Raw genomic sequence first — 16,680 nt, forward strand, 5'->3', positions numbered from 1 at the left:
CGCCATGCGATGCGGGTTCGCGAGCAAGCTCGCTCCTACAGGTGGAGTTACGCGTTCTGGAAGTCAGAGGCTGTCCGGGTCGCCCACGAACATGGTGATGCGCGAGCGCAGCCAGCGTTCGGCCGGATCGTTGTCCTGGGCGCCGCGCCAGACCATCGACAGGTCGGCCAGGCGGGTGGGGAAGGGTGGCTCGTCGGCGCGCAGGCCGCCGCTGGCGGTCAGTGCCTGCGCTACATACTCGGGCACGGTGGCGATGATGTCGGTGCCGGCCAGCAACTGGGCGAGGCCGACGAACTGTGGTACCGCCAGTACCACCTGGCGCTTGCGGTCCATCTCGGCCAGGGTCTGGTCGACGAAGCCGTCCAGGTCGCCCGCATAGGACACCAGCGCGTGCGGGCGCGCGCAGTAATCGTCGAGGGTCAGGGCGCCGGGGATCGAGTCGGCGCGCAGGACCTTCCAGGTGCTGCGGCGCAGGGTCTTGCGCTTGGCGTTGGCCGGCAGCTCATCGGTGTAGCTCACCCCCACGGAGATTTCGCCGGAGGCCAGCAGTTGCGGCATCAGCAGGTAGTTGGCGCGACGCACCACCAGGGTGATGCCCGGCGCTTCGGAGCGCAGGCGGCGCAGCAGCGGTGGCAGCAGGCCGAATTCCACGTCATCGGACAGGCCGATGCGGAACACCGCCTTGCTGGTGGCCGGATCGAAGTCGGCGGCGCGGCTCAGGGCGGTGGAAATGGAGTCCAGCGCCGGGGAGAGGTGGCCGAAGATTTCCTGGGCCCGCGCGGTGGGCTCCATGCTGCGTCCGGTGCGGACGAACAGCGGGTCGTCGAACAGACTGCGCAGGCGTGCCAGGGCCGCGCTGATCGCCGGCTGGCCGAGGAACAGCTTCTCGGCGGCGCGGGTCACGCTGCGTTCGTGCATCAGCGTCTCGAAAACGATCAACAGGTTGAGGTCAACCTTACGGAGGTCGTTGCGGTTCATGGGAACTCCCTGACGATGGGGGAAAAGTGAAGCCCGACGCGACCTGCGTCAAGTCTGACAGATAAGTCCTTGATCAATTTCTACTTTTTTATCGAGAATCGTACACCTGTCGTGTAGTCCCGATCGAGCCGCAAATGTGCCCGGCATATCCCGGAAAACACCCGTCGCAGAGCCTCCGGGCCGCGTCGGGCCAGGGTTTGCGCCGGTGCCGAATCATCGCTGTTTATGTCAATTATCAACGGTGAACGGTGGTGTCGCCCCCAAAGCCCGGATAGAGTCCGTGGCTATAGAGATATTAAAAGGCGAGGTATGTGATGTCCCGCATGATCCGTTTCCACCAGTTCGGTGACGCCTCGGTCCTGAAGATCGAGGAAATGCCGACCCCGCAACCGGGGCCGGGTGAAGTGCTGATCCGTACCCAGGCGCTGGGTGTCAGTTGGCGCGACGTGCTCTGGCGGCAGAACCTCGCCCCGGATCAGGCCAAGCTGCCGGCGGGCATCGGTTATGAACTCTCCGGCATCGTCGAGGCCGTGGGCGAAGGGGTCGACGACCTCGAACCCGGCATGCCGGTGGCCAGCTTCCCGGCCAACTCGCCGAACCTCTATCCGGCCTGGGGCGACCACGTGGTCCTGCCGCGCACCTCGCTGACGCGCTACCCCGAGGTACTGAGCCCGGTCGAAGCCGCCGTGCACTACACCGGCCTGCTGTATTCCTACTTCGCGCTGGTGGAACTGGCGCAGATCAAGCCGGGCCAGCGCGTGCTGATCACCGAGGCCGGCCACTGCCTGGCTCCGCAGGCCGTGCAGCTGGCCAAGGCACTCGGCGCCCAGGTGATCGCCACCACCAGCCACGAGGACAGCCGTGCCTTCCTCAAGGAACTGGGCGCGGACAAGGTCATCTACACCGAGGAGCAGGACCTGGTGCTGGAAGTCGAGCGCTTCACCAAGGGCGAGGGCGTGGAGATCGTTCTCGACCAGTGCGCCGGCCCGCAGATGAAGCTGTTGGGTGACGTGGCCGCGCAGCGCGGCAAGCTGATCCTCTATGGCATCAACGGCGGCAACGACGCAGCCTTCCCGGCCTGTGCGGCGTTCAAGAAGCACCTGCAGTTCTACCGTCACTGCGTGCTGGACTTCACCGGCCAGCCGGAGATCGGCCTGACCCGCAACGACGATGCCGTGCAGCGGGCGCTGACCGCGATCAACCAGATGACCGCCGACCAGCTGCTCAAGCCGAGCATCGACCGGGTGTTCGACTTTGCCCAGTACCGTGACGCCAACTACTACATGGAAACCTGCCCGGGCGGCGGCCGTGTGGTGATGAAGATGCCGGAGTGATCCGTCATCGCTGAGGTGAAAAAGCCACTCTTCGGAGTGGCTTTTTTATGGCCGGTGTTCCGGCCTGAGGGCCGACGGGCTTGCGCCCGTGATCGCGGATAAGATCCGCTCCTACGAGAGCAGGGCCAATTCGGCCCCCTGCGTTTGTTTTGCTCTTGAAGATTTCCAGAAAAATCTCCGCACGCACCGGAGCGCCCCTTCAGGAGGCCGAGTGGAGTCGGAGTTTCAGGGGTTGAGCGGCATGGATGCCGCGAGAGCCGCGATGGGCCAGGGATGGCCCGTCGACGCGTGCCCCTGAAACTTCGATGGAGCGAGGGAACCCCGGCGAAGCCGGGGCCGGATGATGGGGCAAGACCTTTGCCTCCTTTGGGTCGTTTGCCAAAGTAGGTCGCCCGAGGGGGCGAAACAAGAGACATCCGAGCACACCAAAGCGGCGCAGACACACCAAACAAGACGGCGGATAACGCTTTAGGCGTTATTCGCCCTACGAGAAGAAGGGGCATCGCGGGCATGGCCCGCTCCTACAGTGACCGGTTAGTGCCGAGGCGGCTCTCGTAGGAGCGGAACCTCTCCGCGATAAGCGCCTGCAAGGCACTCCTCATGTCTTGCCAGCTACACACTCTTGCCGTCGTACTCGCGAACCTTCAGCCCGCTCACGTCCACATCCGGCAGGCAACGCACGTTGACCGCCGCGATCGGGCTGCCGTCGGGCATCGCCCCGTCCGCAAAGGGGGCGCAGCCGCAGGTGGGGCAGAAGTGGTGCTGGATGCGGTGGGTCCTGAAGGTGTAGGTGCTCATGGCGCTTTCCGGCGTGGTCAGGCGCAGCTTGTCGCGGGGCACGAACCACAGCAGCGACCCGCGCCGGCTGCAGATCGAGCAGTTGCACCGGGTGACTTCACCGATGTCGCCTTCCACCTCGAAGGCGATGCCGCCGCAGTGGCAGCTTCCGTGATACAGCATGATCATGTTCCCCGTGGAATGGACGAACAGCCAGTGTAGTCCGGCGCGAGCGGCCAGGGCCGTCTAAGCTGGAAGGCGCCTGCACAATCAAGGAGGTCGTCATGAAGGCACTTTACGCTGTACTCGCCGCCAGCCTGCTGCTGGTCGGCTGCTCGGGCACCACGGTCGACCGCGACAGCTGCGCCAGCGAACTCAACGCGGCCTGGAAGGAGCTGGACCTGGCCAAGGCCGAGGGCTTCGCCGGAACCGTCAGCTATTCCAAGGCGCTGACCCTGATCACCGCCGCCAAGACCGAGCAACAGGTCGAGTCCTACGGTGGCTGCCTCGACAAGGCCAGCAAGGCGCGTTTCTACATCAAGGAATCCCGCGCTGGACGTTAATGCTGACGTGTAGGGAGCCTCTGGCGCGGGCATAATCGCCGGGCGGACGGTCGCACCGATCCGTCCGGCAGTCAGGGGATCCTCGCATGCAACTCGATTTCAGCACCCTCGCGCCCGCCGACGCCTACCGTTGGCTGGCCTCCACCGTCACCCCGCGCCCGATCGCCTGGGTTTCCACGCTGTCCGCAGAGGGCAAGAGCAACCTGGCGCCGTTCAGTTTCTTCCAGGTCATCAGCGATGAGCCGCCGACCCTGATGGTCAACACCAGCGTGCGTGGCGATGGCAGCGTGAAGGACACCTTGCACAATGTTCGCGAGACCGGCGAGCTGGTGATCCACCTGGTCAGCGCGGCCCAGGCCGAGACGATGAACGCCACCGCCGCCTGGCTGCCCCATGGCGTCAGCGAGATCGAGCATGCAGGCATCGCGACCGTGCCCAGCGAGCGCGTGGCGCCGCCGCGCGTGGTCGGTGCGCCGGTGGCTTTCGAGTGCCAGCTGGCCGAGATCATTCCCTATCCGGCGGACAAGCCCAGCGCCTACCTGATCTTTGCCCGCGTACTGCTGGCGCATGTGGACGACGACGTGATGCGCGACGAGCGCCATGTCGACCCGGCGAAGCTGGATCTGGTAGGACGCCTGGGGGGAACCCAGTACAGCTATACCCGCGACACCTTCAACATGATTCGCCCCAAATAAGCCGTCAGGCAAAATCCAATGAAAGGCCCAGGCGCCAGCGGTTGTCGCTGAGCCTCGCCGCGTCAAGCCGCTCGCCCAGGGCGAACAGCTCCCGCAGCAGGGCGGGGCGGTCGGCGAACTCTTCGGCCTGTTCCCGGATCAGGCCGAGGATGGCTTGCACCAGGCGCCTGCCGCTGTCGGCGTCGAACCAGCAATCGAGCCGTTCGCCCTTGGCCTCGTCGCACTCGAAGGGACAGAGGAAGCGCGCGATGGACGGCAACATCCGTTTTTTCAGCCAGGGGTCGATCCGTTGCTGTTCGCGGTACAGCGCTGGCAATTGCAGCTCGGTGGTGAATCCGGCAAGCGGACGCTGCAGGACCAGTCGATAGCTGGCATTCATTCGCGCACCCCGGTTCAAGGCAGAGGTGTCGGAATTTGCCCCGTGGCCTCAGGGCGGCGCTGTCGGCCTTGTCGGCAGGTTGGGTCTGAAAACTCCTATCAGTGTTCTGGATACGACCTGCACGTATCTGTCAGCAGCATCACAATGCCATCACCGCCCCGGGCTCTATCCAGCGTCCGACGGCGCTCCTAATGTTCCTCGAAAAAATGACGACAACGAACAGGAGGCCTTCGTACCGAAGGATCGCCTGCACGCAGGGGAGGGGGAGATGCCATGGTTGCGTTCGTGCAACGACGTCTGGCCGATATGGGAACGGCGAAGAAACTGGCCATCGGATTCGGCCTGGTGCTGTTGTTGACGGCGCTGGTGGCGGCGATCGGTGTCGCCTCGCTGCGTTCTATCTCCCAGCGCTTCGAGCTGCTCAACGACCTGTCGGCGATCAACCGCTCGGTTCTGGAGATACGCCTGCGCGAGAAGGATTTCGTGCTCGACGGCAACCCGACGGCCGCGGATGACCTGCGCAAGCACGCGGCACAGCTGGGCGAGCGGGTGGCGCGGCTCAAGGCGCTGCCCGAACAGGCGGCGACCATGACGCAGGTGGAGCAGGGCATCGCGGACTACCTGGCCGCCTTCGATCGCTTCGAGCAGTCCAGCAAGAGCCGGCGCCTGTCGCTGGATGCCGCGAGCTGGTCGGTGAGCGGCGCGTCGAACAGCCTGGACATCCTGCAATCGAGCCTCGCCGATGATGGCGCCTATGAGCTGAAGGAGTCCCAGGGGCAGAAGGGCGAGGAACTGCTGCAGCAGGCCGGCCAGGTCAGCCAGTTGTCCCGCCTGGTGTTGCAGGGGCTCAACGAAGCCCGCTCGCGCCTGGAGGCTGGTGGCGAGGAGAAGCCCACGGATGGCCGCATCAAGTCCGCCGCCGAGGCTCTGGAGCTTTCCAGCAAATTGCAGGCGAGCATCACCGATCCGACCTATGTGACGGTGCTCAAGGACGTGGTCACCAATATCAACGCCTTCGTCGAGAAACTCGACGAGTACACCGCCGCCCTGGAACAGGAAAAGCAGGTGCACGCGCAGATGCGTGAGCGCGCGGATCAGGTCATGCAGCGCGTGGACGATGCCTACGCCGCGCAGCAGTCGGCCATGCTCGCCGGGCTGCGCACCAACGCCGGGTTGATCGTCGGTTCGGCGGCGCTGGCGCTGCTGGTGGGGGCGCTGGCAGCGCTGCTGATCACCTGGATGATCGTGCGTCCGCTGCGCCAGGTGATCGGCATGGCCAGCCGCATCGCCGAGGGCGACCTGAGCGCGACCATCGAGGTGCGGCGCAAGGATGAGGTGGGGCAACTGATGCTGGCCGTGGCGAGCATGGCCGACAGCCTGCGCGGTATCGTCAGTCGCCTGCGCGATGGCGTCGGGCAGATCACTGCGTCGGCGCAGGCGCTGTCCGGGGTTACCGAGCGCACCCAACAGGGGGTGAACACGCAGAAGGCCGAGACCGACCAGGTGGCCACCGCGATGAACCAGATGGCCGCCACCGTGCACGACGTGGCGCGCAATGCCGAGGAGGCCGCCAGCTCCGCCGAGCAGGCCGACGGCAAGGTGGCCAGCGGGCAGGCAGTGGTACGCCAGACTCTCGGCCGCATCGAACAACTGGCCGAGGCGGTGCGTACCGCCACCCAGAGCATCGAACAGCTCGGCCGCGAGAGCCAGAATATCGGCAGCGTGCTCGACGTGATCAAGAGCGTCGCCGAGCAGACCAACCTGCTGGCCCTCAACGCCGCCATCGAGGCGGCGCGGGCGGGCGAGCAGGGTCGCGGCTTCGCCGTGGTCGCCGATGAGGTGCGGGCCCTGGCGCGGCGCACCCAGCAATCCACCGCCGAGATCGAAAGCCTGATCACCTCCTTGCAGAGCGATGCCGCTACCTCGGTGCAGCGTATGCAGCGCAGCCATGCGCTGGTGGAAATGACGGTCGGCGATGCGGTGCAGACCGAGGCGGCGCTGGGCACCATCGCTTCGGCGGTGGCGGTGATCCACCAAATGAACCAGCAGATCGCCGCTGCGTCGGAGCAGCAGAGCGCGGTGGCCGAGGAGATCAGCCGCAGCGTCACCAGCATCCGAGGAATCGCCGACGAGTCGGCTCAGGCCATGGAGTCCACCGCTTCCTCCAGTGTCGAACTGGCGCAGCTCAGCCGCGAGCTACAGAAGCTGGTCGGGCAGTTCCGCCTGTGACGCTGTGGCTGTCGCCCGCTCGGTGGCGGCCTGCTCGCGCTTGCGCTGCCGGTGCCAGCGTCGGTAGGCGTTGACCCCGGCACGCACCGAGCTGAACACCAGTGGCGGCCTCACCTCGCCCAGCGCGCCAGAGCGCTTGAGCATCGCCAGGGTTTCGCCGGTCACCCGTGCCAGGGACAGGTGCACGCCCTGGGCGTCGAGCGTCTGTTGCACTTCGCGCAGCGTCGTCAGGCCACTGATATCCAGGTTGAGAATGCCCTCGGCATTGAGCAGCACCGCGCGCGGGTGTGTGGACTGGGCAACGACTTCGAGGAGGCGCTGCTTGAAATAGTCGGCGTTGAAGAACAGCAGCGGCGCATCGAAGCGGTAGATCACCAGGCCCGGCAGGGTGTGCGCGTCGGGGTACTGCTCCAGCTCCACCTGGCCATCGATGCCGTGCACCCAGCCCAGCACCGCATCGTGGGGGCGATAGGTGAGATAGAGCAGGCGCAGCAGGGCGAGCATGATGGCGACGAAGATGCCCGGCAGTACGCCGACACTGAGCACGCCCACCGTGGTCAGCACGCACAGGGCCAGCTCGAACCGGCTCAGGTTCCAGAAACCGCGCAGGGCGCGGAAGTCGATCAGGCCCCAGCCGGCCATCAGCAGCACCGCGCCCAGCGCCGGCACCGGCACCCAGCCCAGCGGCTTGCTGAACAGCAGCAGGATCAGGCCGATCACCAGGGCGGCGACGACCCCGACCATCTGGCTCTTGCCGCCGAGCATGTCGTTCACCGCGGTGCGCGAGTCGGCGCCGCTGATCACGAAGCCCTGGGAGATCCCGGCGCCGATATTGGCCATGCCCAGCGCCATGAACTCATGGTTGGCGTCGACGCTGTAGCCGTGGCGGGCGGCGAAGCTGCGCGCGGTGAGCATGGCGCTGCAGAAACTGATGATGGTGATACCCATGGCGTCGCGGAACAGGCTGCCCATCTCCTCGATGGTGGTGTGCGGCAGGGTCAGCGTGGGCAAGCCCTGGGGCACTTCGCCGAGCAGCTTGATGCCGTAGTGGTCGAGCCCCAGCAGCGCCGCCGCCAGGGTGGCGAAGAACACGCCGACCAGGGCACCGGGGATCTTCGGGTAGAAGCGCGGCAGGACGATCATCAGCAGCAGCGTGGACGAGCCCAGGGCCAGCGTCGGCAGGTGGGTGGCCTCCAGGTTGCGCAGCAGGGCGACCAGGCCGCGGATGAAACCGCTGGTTTCGCTGTGGTAGCCCAGCAGCTTGCCGAGCTGGCCGGCGATCAGGCTCAGGCCGATGCCGTTGAGATAGCCCACCAGCGTGGGCCGCGAGAGGAAACTGGCGACGAAGCCGGCACGGGCGAAACCGGCGGCGATTGACAGCGCGCCGACCATCACCGCGACGATCATCGACAGCTGCAACAGGCGCTGCGGGTCACCGGCCGCCAGCGGGGTGATGGCGGCGGCGACCATGGCGGCGGTGGCGGCGTCCGGGCCGACCATCAATTGCCGCGAACTGCCCACCAGGGCGTAGATCAGCATCGGCAGGATGCAGGCGTAGAGCCCAACCTGGGCGGGGAAACCAATGATCTGCGCGTAGGCGATGGCGGTGGGAATCTGCACTGCAGCGACTGAGAGGCCGGCCTGGATATCGCGGGTCAGCCAGTCACGGCGATAGTGCAACAGTCTGTGCAGACCGGGCAGCCATTGGGCGAGGGGCATCGGTGAGTCTTCCTTGGGTGCGACCAAGGAGCAATCTTAGATGCAATGGGGGCGTCGGGCTTGTCGAAAATCAGTGAGATAGAGGGATCGGGCGCGTCGTAGGGCGTACAACCGTTCGCGGTTGTACGCCGATATCCCTGCAAGAGCGGTCTGGGTACGGCGGGCTCCGCTCCTATGAAAGCGGCCACAGGAGAAACCGGATTGGCTTTTCGTAGGAGCGAGCTTGCTCGCGAACCAAGGCCTCCTGCGACTCCGGTGCCAATCAGGTTCGCGAGCAAGCTCGCTCCTACAGGACTGTCAGACCTTCAGCACCAGCTTGCCGAAGTTCTCCCCGCTGAACAGCTTCGCCAGGGTCTCGGGGAAGGTTTCCAGGCCCTCGACGATGTCCTCCCTGGATTTGAGCTTGCCCTCGGCGATCCAGGTCGCCATGTCCTTGAAGCCTTCCGGGAAGCGGTGGGCGTAGTCCATCACCACCATGCCTTCCATGCGCGCGCGGTTGACCAGCAGCGACAGGTAGTTGGCAGGGCCGCGCACCGCTTCCTTGTTGTTGTACTGGCTGATGGCACCGCAGATCACCACCCGCGCCTTGGGTGCCAGGCGGGCCAGCACGGCGTCGAGGATGTCGCCGCCAACGTTGTCGAAGAACACGTTCACGCCCTTCGGGCACTCGCGCTTGAGGCCGGCGTTGACGTCCTCGGTCTTGTAGTCGATGGCGCCGTCGAAGCCCAGTTCCTCCACCAGGTAGCGGCACTTGTCGGCGCCACCGGCGATGCCCACCACCCGGCAGCCCTTGATCTTCCCAATCTGCCCGACCACGCTGCCCACCGCGCCGGCGGCGCCGGAGACCACCACGGTATCGCCTGCCTGCGGCTGGCCCACGTCGAGGAAGCCGAAGTAGGCGGTCATGCCGGTCATGCCCAGTGCCGAGAGGTACAGCGGCAGCGGTGCGCGCTGGCTGTCGACCTTGTAGAAGCCCTTGGGCTCGCCGAGGAAGTAGTCCTGCACGCCGAGGGCGCCGTTCACTTCGTCGCCGACCTTGAAGTCCGGGTGCTGCGAGGCGATCACCTTGCCCACGCCCAGGGCGCGCATCACGTCGCCGATGGCCACCGGGGCGATGTAGGACTTGGCGTCGTTCATCCAGCCGCGCATGGCCGGGTCCAGCGAGAGGTACTGGTTCTGTACCAGGATCTGGCCGGGGCCGGGCTCGCCGACCGCGGTTTCCACGTAGGCGAAGGTGTCGCGGGTGGCGGCGCCGACCGGGCGCTGGGCGAGCTGGAACTGGCGATTGATCTGGGCGGTCATGGCAGTGAACTCATGAGGGGAAAGCCATAGGTGATAGTCCTCGCAGCCGGTGGCGGCAAGCTCCGTCCGCCGGAGGAATGATCACTTATCGGTCTGAGTGATCTGGCATCGAAGGCATCATCATCGATATGGATGCATCGCCCATGCGCCGCCTGATAGTGCTTCGCCTACTCGGGTGGCTGGCTAGACTGCGACGGTTATTCCCACACCGCTTCGAGGTTCGCTCATGAGTCAGCTGCTTTCCGGCCAGGTCGCCCTGGTCACCGGCGCCGGCAACGGCATCGGCCGCGCCACCGCCCAGGCCTTTGCCCAGCAGGGCGTGAAGGTCGTGGTTTCCGACGTCGACGCCAAGGGCGGCGAGGCCACCGTCGAGCTGATCCGCGCGGCGGGCGGCGACGCCACCTTCATCCGTTGCGACGTGACCCGCGATGCCGAGGTCAAGGCGCTGGTGGAAGGTACAGTAGCCGCATACGGTCGCCTGGACTACGCCTTCAACAATGCCGGTATCGAGATCGAGAAGGGCCGGCTGGCCGAGGGCGAGGAAAGCGAGTTCGACGCCATCATGGGGGTCAACGTGAAGGGTGTCTGGCTGTGCATGAAGCACCAGATTCCGGTGATGCTCGCCCAGGGTGGCGGCGCCATCGTCAACACCGCCTCGGTGGCCGGCCTGGGCGCCGCGCCGAAGATGAGCATCTACGCTGCCTCCAAGCATGCGGTGATCGGCCTGACCAAGTCCGCCGCCATCGAATACGCGAAGAAGAAGGTGCGGATCAACGCCGTGTGCCCGGCGGTGATCGATACCGACATGTTCCGCCGCGCCTACGAGGCCGATCCGAAGAAGGCCGAGTTCGCCGCCGCCATGCACCCGGTGGGACGTGTCGGCCGTGTCGAGGAGATTGCCGCTGCCGTGCTGTACCTGTGCAGCGACAATGCCGGCTTCACCACCGGTATCGCGCTGCCGGTGGATGGCGGGGCGACGGCGATCTGAAGTTCCGGGCTGGGTAGTATGGCGCTCGGGCTGCCCTCACCCTAACCCTCTCCCAGTGGGAGAGGGGACCGTTCGGCAGGCTCGGAAAGTCTGGAGCTTCCATCCGGCATTCAGGTTTGCCGTCACTTCGGACGACCCCCTCTCCTCGGGGAGAGGGTTGGGGTGAGGGGATAAACCCCCCGCGCCACTACTGCCATGAGACACCCGTAGGAGCGGGCTTGCTCGCGAACCCGCCCAGCGCCGGAGCGGCCTGGGGATTTCGTTCGCGAGCAAGCTCGCTCCTACAACATCACCCACACGATTCCGCTCCGTTCGTCACAAATCTCCGCATTCTGTTACAGGAAGAAATGGTTATCGCCCTCAAGGCCGGCTACAAACGCAGTAACGGTCGAAGGAATCGGCCGACTTCAGCTGGAGAATAACGACAATGACCGACAGCCCCTTGCTGACCCTCTTCTTGCCCATTTCCCTGGGCATCATCATGCTCGGCCTCGGTCTGTCCCTGACGATCGCCGATTTCGTCCGCGTCGTGCGCTATCCCAAACCGGTCATCATCGGGCTGGTCTGCCAGATCATCCTGCTGCCGCTGGCCTGTTTCCTGATCACCCTCGGCTTCGCCCTGGAGGCGGCGCTGGCGGTGGGCATGATGCTGCTCGCCTCGGCGCCCGGCGGCACTACCGCCAACCTCTACAGCCACCTGGCCCATGGTGACGTGGCGCTGAACATCACGCTGGCCGCGGTGAACTCGGTGATCGCCATCCTCACCATGCCGCTGATCGTCAACCTGTCGCTGCTCTACTTCATGAACGACGGCCAGACCATCCCGCTGCAGTTCGGCAAGGTGGTGCAGGTGTTCATCATCGTCCTGGGGCCGGTGGCCATCGGCATGCTCATCCGCCGCCAGTTGCCGAGACTGGCGGCCGCGTTGCAGAAGCCGGTGAAGATCCTCTCCGCGCTGTTGCTGCTGGTGATCATCGTCCTGGCGGTGGCCAAGGACTGGCCGACCTTCGTCGCCTATGCCCCGGTCGTCGGCGCGGCGGCGCTGTGCTTCAACCTGCTCAGCCTCGCCGTCGGCTACTGGGTGCCGCGCCTGCTCAAATTGCCCAAGCCGCAGGCGGTGGCCATTGGCATGGAGATCGGCATCCACAACGGCACCCTCGCCATCGCCCTGGCGCTCAGTCCCATGTTGCTGAACAACAAGACCATGGCGATCCCGGCGGCGATCTACGGTGTCCTGATGTTCTTCACTGCCGCCATCTTCGGCTGGTGGGTGAGCCGGGGCGTGACCAGGGCCGCGGCGGATCAGGTAGCTGCCTGAGCCGCCGGCGTTGCGCTTCCCGGTGGCTCCGGTGCCGGGCGCTTCACGAGCGGGCTCGCCCCAGCGGGGCTGCGCGTTTCCGGGTTAAGCGATTCGCTCAATCCGCCCAATGCCACGCCGGCGCGTCGAACATGCCCTGGTCGCGAATGTGCGTCTGGCCCAGTTGCTTGTCCAGGTGCAGGCAATTGCAGTCCGGGTGTTCCTCCAGCGTGGCGATCAGCCGGCTGGCGTGGGACACCACCCAGACCTGGGTGTGCTTCGACGCCGCGATGATCAGCCGCCCCAGGGCCGGCAGCAGGTCCGGGTGCAGGCTGGTTTCCGGTTCGTTGAGCACCATCAGCGACGGCGGGCGCGGGGTGAGCAGGGCGGCGACCAGCAGCAGGTAGCGCAGGGTGCCGTCCGACAGTTCCGCTGCGCTCAGTGGCCGCAGCAGGCCGTATTGCTTCAAGGCGACGGCGAAGCGCCCGCCCGGTTGGCAGTCGATCTGTAGCTCGGCGCCGGGGAAAGCGTCGGCGATGGCGGTTTCCAGGGCGCGGGCGTCGCCGATTTCACGAATGGTCTGCAGCGCGGCGGCGAGGTCGCGGCCGTCGTGGTGCAGCACCGGCGTGCGCGTGCCCAGTTGCGGCTGGCGCGCGGGGGCGTCGGCGTCGGTGCGGAAGTGGTCGTAGAAGCGCCAGCCGCGAATCTGGTCGCGCAGCAGCAGCGCTTCGGGGCAGTCGGAGCCGCTGCCGATCTGGGTGAACAGGCTGTCGAAGGTCGCGATGTGCTGCTCCAGCACCTGCCAGCTACGGCCCTTGCGGGCGCGCAGCATCGGGCCGTTGCGTTCCACCAATTGTGACGCGGGGCGATACCAGGGGCCGGCCCAGATGCTTTCGTGCTTGATCTCCGGGTCCAGGCCGAAGGCGCTGACCACCGGCGGTGGCGGCAGGCCGAGGGCGATAGCGTAACCGAAGTCCTCGCCGGCAAAGCCCAGGCGCAGGCGCTTCACGTCGTTGCGCGGGCCGCCCTGGACTTCCACCTCGCCCGTGCGCATGCGCCGCGAATGGGTTTCCGGCCCGGCCCAGAAGGTGGATTCCAGTCCGCCCTCGCGGGCCAGCGCATTGACCACGCCACCCTGGGCGGTCTCGGCGAGCAGGCGGAGGGCGCGATAGAGGTTGGACTTGCCGCTGCCATTGGCGCCGGTGATCAGGTTCAGCCGGCCCAGCGGCAGCACCAGCGAGTTGATCGAGCGGTAGTTGGCGACGGCCAGGGTGTGCAGCATGCGGGCGATCCGGTTCAGGCAATCGCCCGATGCTAGCAGAAGGGGTGTTCCCTTACGGCGCGCGGCGCCAGTTCAGCACCAGCTGTGTCAGCAGGCCCGCGACCAACCCCCAGAAGGCCGAGCCCACGGAGAACAGGGTGAAGCCCGAGGCGGTGACCAGGAAGGTGACCATTGCCGCTTCGCGCTGGCGGGCTTCGGCCATGGCGTTGGTCAGGCCGTTGGTGATCGAGCCGAGCAGGGCCAGCGCCGCGATGGACAGCACCAGCGCCTTGGGCAGCGCGACGAAGAGTGCCGCCAGGGTGGCGCCGAAGATGCCGGCGATGCCGTAGAACAGCCCGCACCAGAGCGCCGCGGTGTAGCGCTTGTGCGGGTTCTCGTGGGCTTCCGGACCGGTGCAGATGGCCGCGCTGATCGCCGCCAGGTTGATGCCGTGGGAGCCGAAGGGCGCCAGCAGCAGCGAGGCGATGCCGGTGGTGGAGATCAGCGGCGAGGCGGGCACCTGGTAGCCGTCCGCGCGCAGTACGGCGAGGCCCGGCATGTTCTGCGAGGCCATGGCGACGATGAACAGCGGGATGCCGATGCTGATGGTGGCGGCCAGGGAGAAGCTCGGGGTGGTCCACACCGGCTTGGCGATTTCCAGCCGGAAGTGGCTGAAGTCGAGCAGGCCGAGGATGCCGGCCAGGGCGATGCCCACCAGCAGCGCGGCGAACACCGCGTAGCGCGGCGACAGGCGCTTGGCGATGAGGTAGCTGAGGAACATCGCCACCACCAGCAAGGTTTGCTGCTCGGCGGCGTGGAGGATTTCCACGCAGATGCGGAACAGCACGCCAGCCAGCAGGGCGGCGGCCAGCGAGCCGGGCACCTGGCGCATCAGGCGGTCGAAGCTGCCGGTGACGCCGCACAGGGTGATCAGCCCGGCGCAGACGATGAAGGCGCCGATGGCCTCGCCATAGGGCACGCCGGGCAGGCTGCTGATCAGCAGCGCCGCGCCGGGAGTGGACCAGGCGATGACGATGGGGGTGCGGTAGCGCAGGGTCAGGCCGATGGTGGTCAGCGCCATGCCGATGGACAGCGCCCAGATCCACGAGGAAATCTGCGCGGTGGAGAGGCCCGCCGCCTGGCCGGCCTGGAACATCAGCACCAGCGAGCTGGTGTAGCCGGTGAGCATGGCGACGAAGCCGGCCACCACGGCGGCGGGTGAGGAGTCGGCCAGCGGACGCAGGGGAGCGGAGGCGGGGGTGGTTTCAGTCATGCACGGATTCCATCAGGCGCTGGTGAGCAGCGGGTAGAGCGAGGCGACCAGCAGGGTGGCCATGCCCAGGTTGAACAGGCGCAGGCGCACGGGGTCCTCCAGCCAGCGCCGCAACAGGCTACCGAGGATAGTCCAGACGCCCACGCTGGGCAGGTTGACCACGGCGAACAGGGTGGCCAGGAGGATCACGTTGCTGATGAAGGCGTCGGGCGGCAGGTAGGTGGCGATGGCGCCCACCGCCATGACCCAGGCTTTGGGGTTGACCCACTGGAAGGCGGCGGCCTGGAGGAAGCTCATCGGCCTTGCACTGTTCTCGCCTGCGGCCTCGGGAGCGCCGGCGCGGGCGATCTTCCACGCGAGGTAGAGCAGGTAGGCGCCGCCGGCATAGCGCAGCGCCTGGTAGCTCGCCGGGAAGCGTTCGAACAGCTGGTGCAGGCCGGTACCGACGGCCACCACCAGCAGCAGGAAGCCGATGCTGATGCCGAGCATGTGCGGGATGGTCCGGCGAATGCCGAAGTTCACGCCCGAGGCCAGCAACATCATGTTGTTGGGGCCGGGGGTGATTGAGGTGACGAAGGCGAACAGCACGAAGGCGCCGAGGAGTTCGATGGGCATGGCGGGGTACCGGTCTTGTTGTAGGGCCAGACTAATCCCGCCAGCGCGCAGCTGTCCCGTAACAGCCAGTGGCCGAGTGGGCCGTACAGTCGCGGTGGCACGCAGAGCCCGGGCGAAGTATGTTGCACCTGCATCGTCAGCCTGGAGCCAACGGTCCATGGACCAGAACCCTTACGCCGCCCCGAAGGTGGAACTGGTGGATGCGCGGGCGCCGGAGCCTTTCCTGCATGGGCGCTGGAGCGCCGGCGGATTGCGGCTGCTCGCGGGGTTGAGCCTGGCCATGCTGCTGACCGAGCTGGCCCTGCTGGGGATGTCGATCGTCAATCGCCTGCCGGGCGCGGCTGCCATTGGGCAGCTGGAAGTGTGGTTGAGCGTGCTCAGCGTGTTGCTCGGCTGCTTCCTGACCTGGCGCTGCACCCGCTTCCTCGAGGATCGCTTCAGCGCCCGAGGCCTGCGCTGGCCGATGGCAATCTCGATTGCGATGGCGGTGTTGATGCAGCTCCACAGCCTGGTGTTCGATGTCGAGTTCAACGAGGTGCACAGCGCGGCGACGCTGGCGTTCCTGCTGATGTTCCTGCCCAGTGGCATCGCCCAGCTCTGGTATGGCATTCGCGTGCTGAAGATCGCGCTGCCTTATCCCGCGGTGAAGGTAATGGGCTGGTTCGACGTGCTGGTCGGCGGGTGCCTGGCGACGGTCATCCTGTTCGTGCCCGGTACCCTGCTGGCGATGGCCGGCACCATTCCCCTGGCGCTGATGTTCCTGCGCGGTGCGCGGGAGCTGGAGAGCGCGACGGGTTAGTCCCGCTCCTGCGGATGGGCGATGGCCTGGTTCACCGCCATCCAGCCCCTGACCGCATCCTCGCCGGCCTCGCTGAAGGCGCGCTGCAACAGCCGGTCCTGCTCGCGACGCAGGGCTTTCTCCAGCTTGCTGCCCTCCGGCGTCAGCTCCAGCAGGCGCTTGCGCTTGTCGCTGTCGGCCGCTTCGCTGCGGATCAGGTGCATTTCCAAGAGTTGGCGCAGCGGGGTGTTCAGGGCCTGCTTGGTCACGCCGAGGGCGGCCAGCAACTGGCTGACGCTCAGGCCCGGATTGCGCGCGATGAAGAACAGGATGCGATGGTGGACGCGGCTGAGCCCGCGGCGGCCGAGCATTTCGTCCGGCTTCGCGGTGAAGGCCCGGTAGCTGTAGAAGAAGGCTTCGATGGCCTGGAGTTGAAGTGCATTTTTTATTAGGTCAGGCATATTGACGTATCCGTCGTGGGCGTCGTAGCTT

16 protein-coding genes and 1 pseudogene are annotated in these 16,680 nt (G+C 66.4%); 8 read left to right on the forward strand and 9 right to left on the reverse strand.

The window, feature by feature from the left end:
* Positions 1 to 63 precede the first annotated feature (63 nt).
* The gene (locus ACAW63_RS15140; RefSeq protein ID WP_275607782.1) at positions 64 to 978 is read right to left on the reverse strand and encodes a LysR family transcriptional regulator; all 915 of its coding nucleotides are present in this window, start codon (positions 976 to 978) and stop codon (positions 64 to 66) included.
* Positions 979 to 1,292: 314 nt separating this feature from the next.
* On the opposite strand from ACAW63_RS15140, the gene ACAW63_RS15145 reads away from it, so the two are divergent.
* The gene (locus ACAW63_RS15145; RefSeq protein ID WP_371226440.1) at positions 1,293 to 2,312 is read left to right on the forward strand and encodes a zinc-dependent alcohol dehydrogenase family protein; all 1,020 of its coding nucleotides are present in this window, start codon (positions 1,293 to 1,295) and stop codon (positions 2,310 to 2,312) included.
* A gap of 612 nt (positions 2,313 to 2,924) precedes the next feature.
* Here ACAW63_RS15145 and ACAW63_RS15150 read toward each other — a convergent pair.
* Positions 2,925 to 3,272, reverse strand: a complete 348-nt coding sequence (locus ACAW63_RS15150) for a GFA family protein (protein WP_371226442.1) — start codon at positions 3,270 to 3,272, stop codon at positions 2,925 to 2,927.
* Between the two features lie 101 nt (positions 3,273 to 3,373).
* Between ACAW63_RS15150 and ACAW63_RS15155 the strand changes: the two genes are divergently transcribed.
* On the forward strand, positions 3,374 to 3,652 hold the full coding sequence (locus ACAW63_RS15155; protein ID WP_371226444.1) for a hypothetical protein: 279 nt from the start codon (positions 3,374 to 3,376) through the stop codon (positions 3,650 to 3,652).
* 86 nt (positions 3,653 to 3,738) lie between these two features.
* Positions 3,739 to 4,347, forward strand: coding sequence for a flavin reductase family protein (locus ACAW63_RS15160; RefSeq protein WP_371226446.1), 609 nt, complete (start codon positions 3,739 to 3,741; stop codon positions 4,345 to 4,347).
* 4 nt (positions 4,348 to 4,351) lie between these two features.
* Here ACAW63_RS15160 and ACAW63_RS15165 read toward each other — a convergent pair whose 3' ends face one another.
* Entirely contained in the window at positions 4,352 to 4,726 is a 375-nt protein-coding gene (locus ACAW63_RS15165; protein ID WP_371226448.1) for a hypothetical protein, read from the reverse strand.
* 1,272 nt (positions 4,727 to 5,998) lie between these two features.
* Here ACAW63_RS15165 and ACAW63_RS15170 point away from each other — a divergent pair.
* A pseudogene (locus tag ACAW63_RS15170) lies at positions 5,999 to 6,049 on the forward strand (hypothetical protein); the annotation flags it as partial.
* Between the two features lie 201 nt (positions 6,050 to 6,250).
* The gene (locus ACAW63_RS15175; RefSeq protein WP_371234684.1) at positions 6,251 to 6,955 is read left to right on the forward strand and encodes a methyl-accepting chemotaxis protein; all 705 of its coding nucleotides are present in this window, start codon (positions 6,251 to 6,253) and stop codon (positions 6,953 to 6,955) included.
* Here ACAW63_RS15175 and ACAW63_RS15180 read toward each other — a convergent pair.
* Positions 6,923 to 8,674, reverse strand: a complete 1,752-nt coding sequence (locus ACAW63_RS15180; protein ID WP_371226450.1) for a SulP family inorganic anion transporter — start codon at positions 8,672 to 8,674, stop codon at positions 6,923 to 6,925. The genes ACAW63_RS15175 and ACAW63_RS15180 overlap by 33 nt on opposite strands.
* A gap of 297 nt (positions 8,675 to 8,971) precedes the next feature.
* Positions 8,972 to 9,976 (reverse strand): NADP-dependent oxidoreductase, encoded by a 1,005-nt coding sequence (locus ACAW63_RS15185; protein WP_371226452.1) that lies wholly within the window; start codon positions 9,974 to 9,976, stop codon positions 8,972 to 8,974.
* Positions 9,977 to 10,202: 226 nt separating this feature from the next.
* On the opposite strand from ACAW63_RS15185, the gene ACAW63_RS15190 reads away from it, so the two are divergent.
* Both ACAW63_RS15190 and ACAW63_RS15195 read left to right on the forward strand, forming a co-directional pair.
* Positions 10,203 to 10,964: an SDR family oxidoreductase gene (locus ACAW63_RS15190; protein ID WP_275607773.1), complete on the forward strand. Its 762-nt coding sequence runs from the start codon at positions 10,203 to 10,205 to the stop codon at positions 10,962 to 10,964.
* 427 nt (positions 10,965 to 11,391) lie between these two features.
* Positions 11,392 to 12,282 (forward strand): bile acid:sodium symporter family protein, encoded by an 891-nt coding sequence (locus ACAW63_RS15195; RefSeq protein WP_371226454.1) that lies wholly within the window; start codon positions 11,392 to 11,394, stop codon positions 12,280 to 12,282.
* Between the two features lie 97 nt (positions 12,283 to 12,379).
* Here the strand turns inward: ACAW63_RS15195 and ACAW63_RS15200 are convergent, their stop codons facing one another.
* From ACAW63_RS15200 to ACAW63_RS15210, 3 genes are read right to left on the reverse strand one after another with little or no spacing between them, the layout of a single operon-like run.
* Positions 12,380 to 13,543 (reverse strand): AAA family ATPase, encoded by a 1,164-nt coding sequence (locus tag ACAW63_RS15200; RefSeq protein ID WP_371226456.1) that lies wholly within the window; start codon positions 13,541 to 13,543, stop codon positions 12,380 to 12,382.
* Between the two features lie 52 nt (positions 13,544 to 13,595).
* Positions 13,596 to 14,795: a benzoate/H(+) symporter BenE family transporter gene (locus tag ACAW63_RS15205; protein ID WP_371226458.1), complete on the reverse strand. Its 1,200-nt coding sequence runs from the start codon at positions 14,793 to 14,795 to the stop codon at positions 13,596 to 13,598.
* Positions 14,796 to 14,807: 12 nt separating this feature from the next.
* Positions 14,808 to 15,410: a LysE family translocator gene (locus ACAW63_RS15210; protein ID WP_371226460.1), complete on the reverse strand. Its 603-nt coding sequence runs from the start codon at positions 15,408 to 15,410 to the stop codon at positions 14,808 to 14,810.
* A 157-nt stretch (positions 15,411 to 15,567) separates the two neighbouring features.
* Here ACAW63_RS15210 and ACAW63_RS15215 point away from each other — a divergent pair, with 157 nt between their 5' ends.
* A complete protein-coding gene (locus ACAW63_RS15215) occupies positions 15,568 to 16,209 on the forward strand; it encodes a hypothetical protein (protein WP_371226462.1) in 642 nt (213 codons plus the stop codon).
* Here ACAW63_RS15215 and ACAW63_RS15220 read toward each other — a convergent pair.
* Positions 16,206 to 16,649 carry a MarR family winged helix-turn-helix transcriptional regulator gene (locus ACAW63_RS15220; protein ID WP_371226464.1) on the reverse strand — a complete coding sequence of 148 codons (444 nt, stop codon included), beginning with the start codon at positions 16,647 to 16,649 and terminating at the stop codon, positions 16,206 to 16,208. The two genes, ACAW63_RS15215 and ACAW63_RS15220, sit on opposite strands and share 4 nt — an antisense overlap.
* Positions 16,650 to 16,680: the final 31 nt, after the last annotated feature.

The sequence above is a fragment of the Pseudomonas sp. QE6 genome (genome assembly GCF_041379005.1).
Classification (GTDB): Bacteria; Pseudomonadota; Gammaproteobacteria; order Pseudomonadales; family Pseudomonadaceae; genus Pseudomonas.

Excerpts from the sequence above, each read along its gene's own strand:
- ACAW63_RS15150 (WP_371226442.1), bottom strand. The coding sequence starts at position 3,272 with ATGCTGTATCACGGAAGCTGCCACTGCGGCGGCATCGCCTTCGAGGTG.
- ACAW63_RS15140 (WP_275607782.1), bottom strand. The coding sequence starts at position 978 with ATGAACCGCAACGACCTCCGTAAGGTTGACCTCAACCTGTTGATCGTT.
- ACAW63_RS15185 (WP_371226452.1), bottom strand. The coding sequence starts at position 9,976 with ATGACCGCCCAGATCAATCGCCAGTTCCAGCTCGCCCAGCGCCCGGTC.
- ACAW63_RS15210 (WP_371226460.1), bottom strand. The coding sequence starts at position 15,410 with ATGCCCATCGAACTCCTCGGCGCCTTCGTGCTGTTCGCCTTCGTCACC.
- ACAW63_RS15165 (WP_371226448.1), bottom strand. The coding sequence starts at position 4,726 with ATGAATGCCAGCTATCGACTGGTCCTGCAGCGTCCGCTTGCCGGATTC.
- ACAW63_RS15145 (WP_371226440.1), top strand. The coding sequence starts at position 1,293 with ATGTCCCGCATGATCCGTTTCCACCAGTTCGGTGACGCCTCGGTCCTG.
- ACAW63_RS15175 (WP_371234684.1), top strand. The coding sequence starts at position 6,251 with ATGGCCGCCACCGTGCACGACGTGGCGCGCAATGCCGAGGAGGCCGCC.
- ACAW63_RS15195 (WP_371226454.1), top strand. The coding sequence starts at position 11,392 with ATGACCGACAGCCCCTTGCTGACCCTCTTCTTGCCCATTTCCCTGGGC.
- ACAW63_RS15180 (WP_371226450.1), bottom strand. The coding sequence starts at position 8,674 with ATGCCCCTCGCCCAATGGCTGCCCGGTCTGCACAGACTGTTGCACTAT.
- ACAW63_RS15190 (WP_275607773.1), top strand. The coding sequence starts at position 10,203 with ATGAGTCAGCTGCTTTCCGGCCAGGTCGCCCTGGTCACCGGCGCCGGC.
- ACAW63_RS15205 (WP_371226458.1), bottom strand. The coding sequence starts at position 14,795 with ATGACTGAAACCACCCCCGCCTCCGCTCCCCTGCGTCCGCTGGCCGAC.
- ACAW63_RS15155 (WP_371226444.1), top strand. The coding sequence starts at position 3,374 with ATGAAGGCACTTTACGCTGTACTCGCCGCCAGCCTGCTGCTGGTCGGC.
- ACAW63_RS15220 (WP_371226464.1), bottom strand. The coding sequence starts at position 16,649 with ATGCCTGACCTAATAAAAAATGCACTTCAACTCCAGGCCATCGAAGCC.
- ACAW63_RS15160 (WP_371226446.1), top strand. The coding sequence starts at position 3,739 with ATGCAACTCGATTTCAGCACCCTCGCGCCCGCCGACGCCTACCGTTGG.
- ACAW63_RS15200 (WP_371226456.1), bottom strand. The coding sequence starts at position 13,543 with ATGCTGCACACCCTGGCCGTCGCCAACTACCGCTCGATCAACTCGCTG.
- ACAW63_RS15215 (WP_371226462.1), top strand. The coding sequence starts at position 15,568 with ATGGACCAGAACCCTTACGCCGCCCCGAAGGTGGAACTGGTGGATGCG.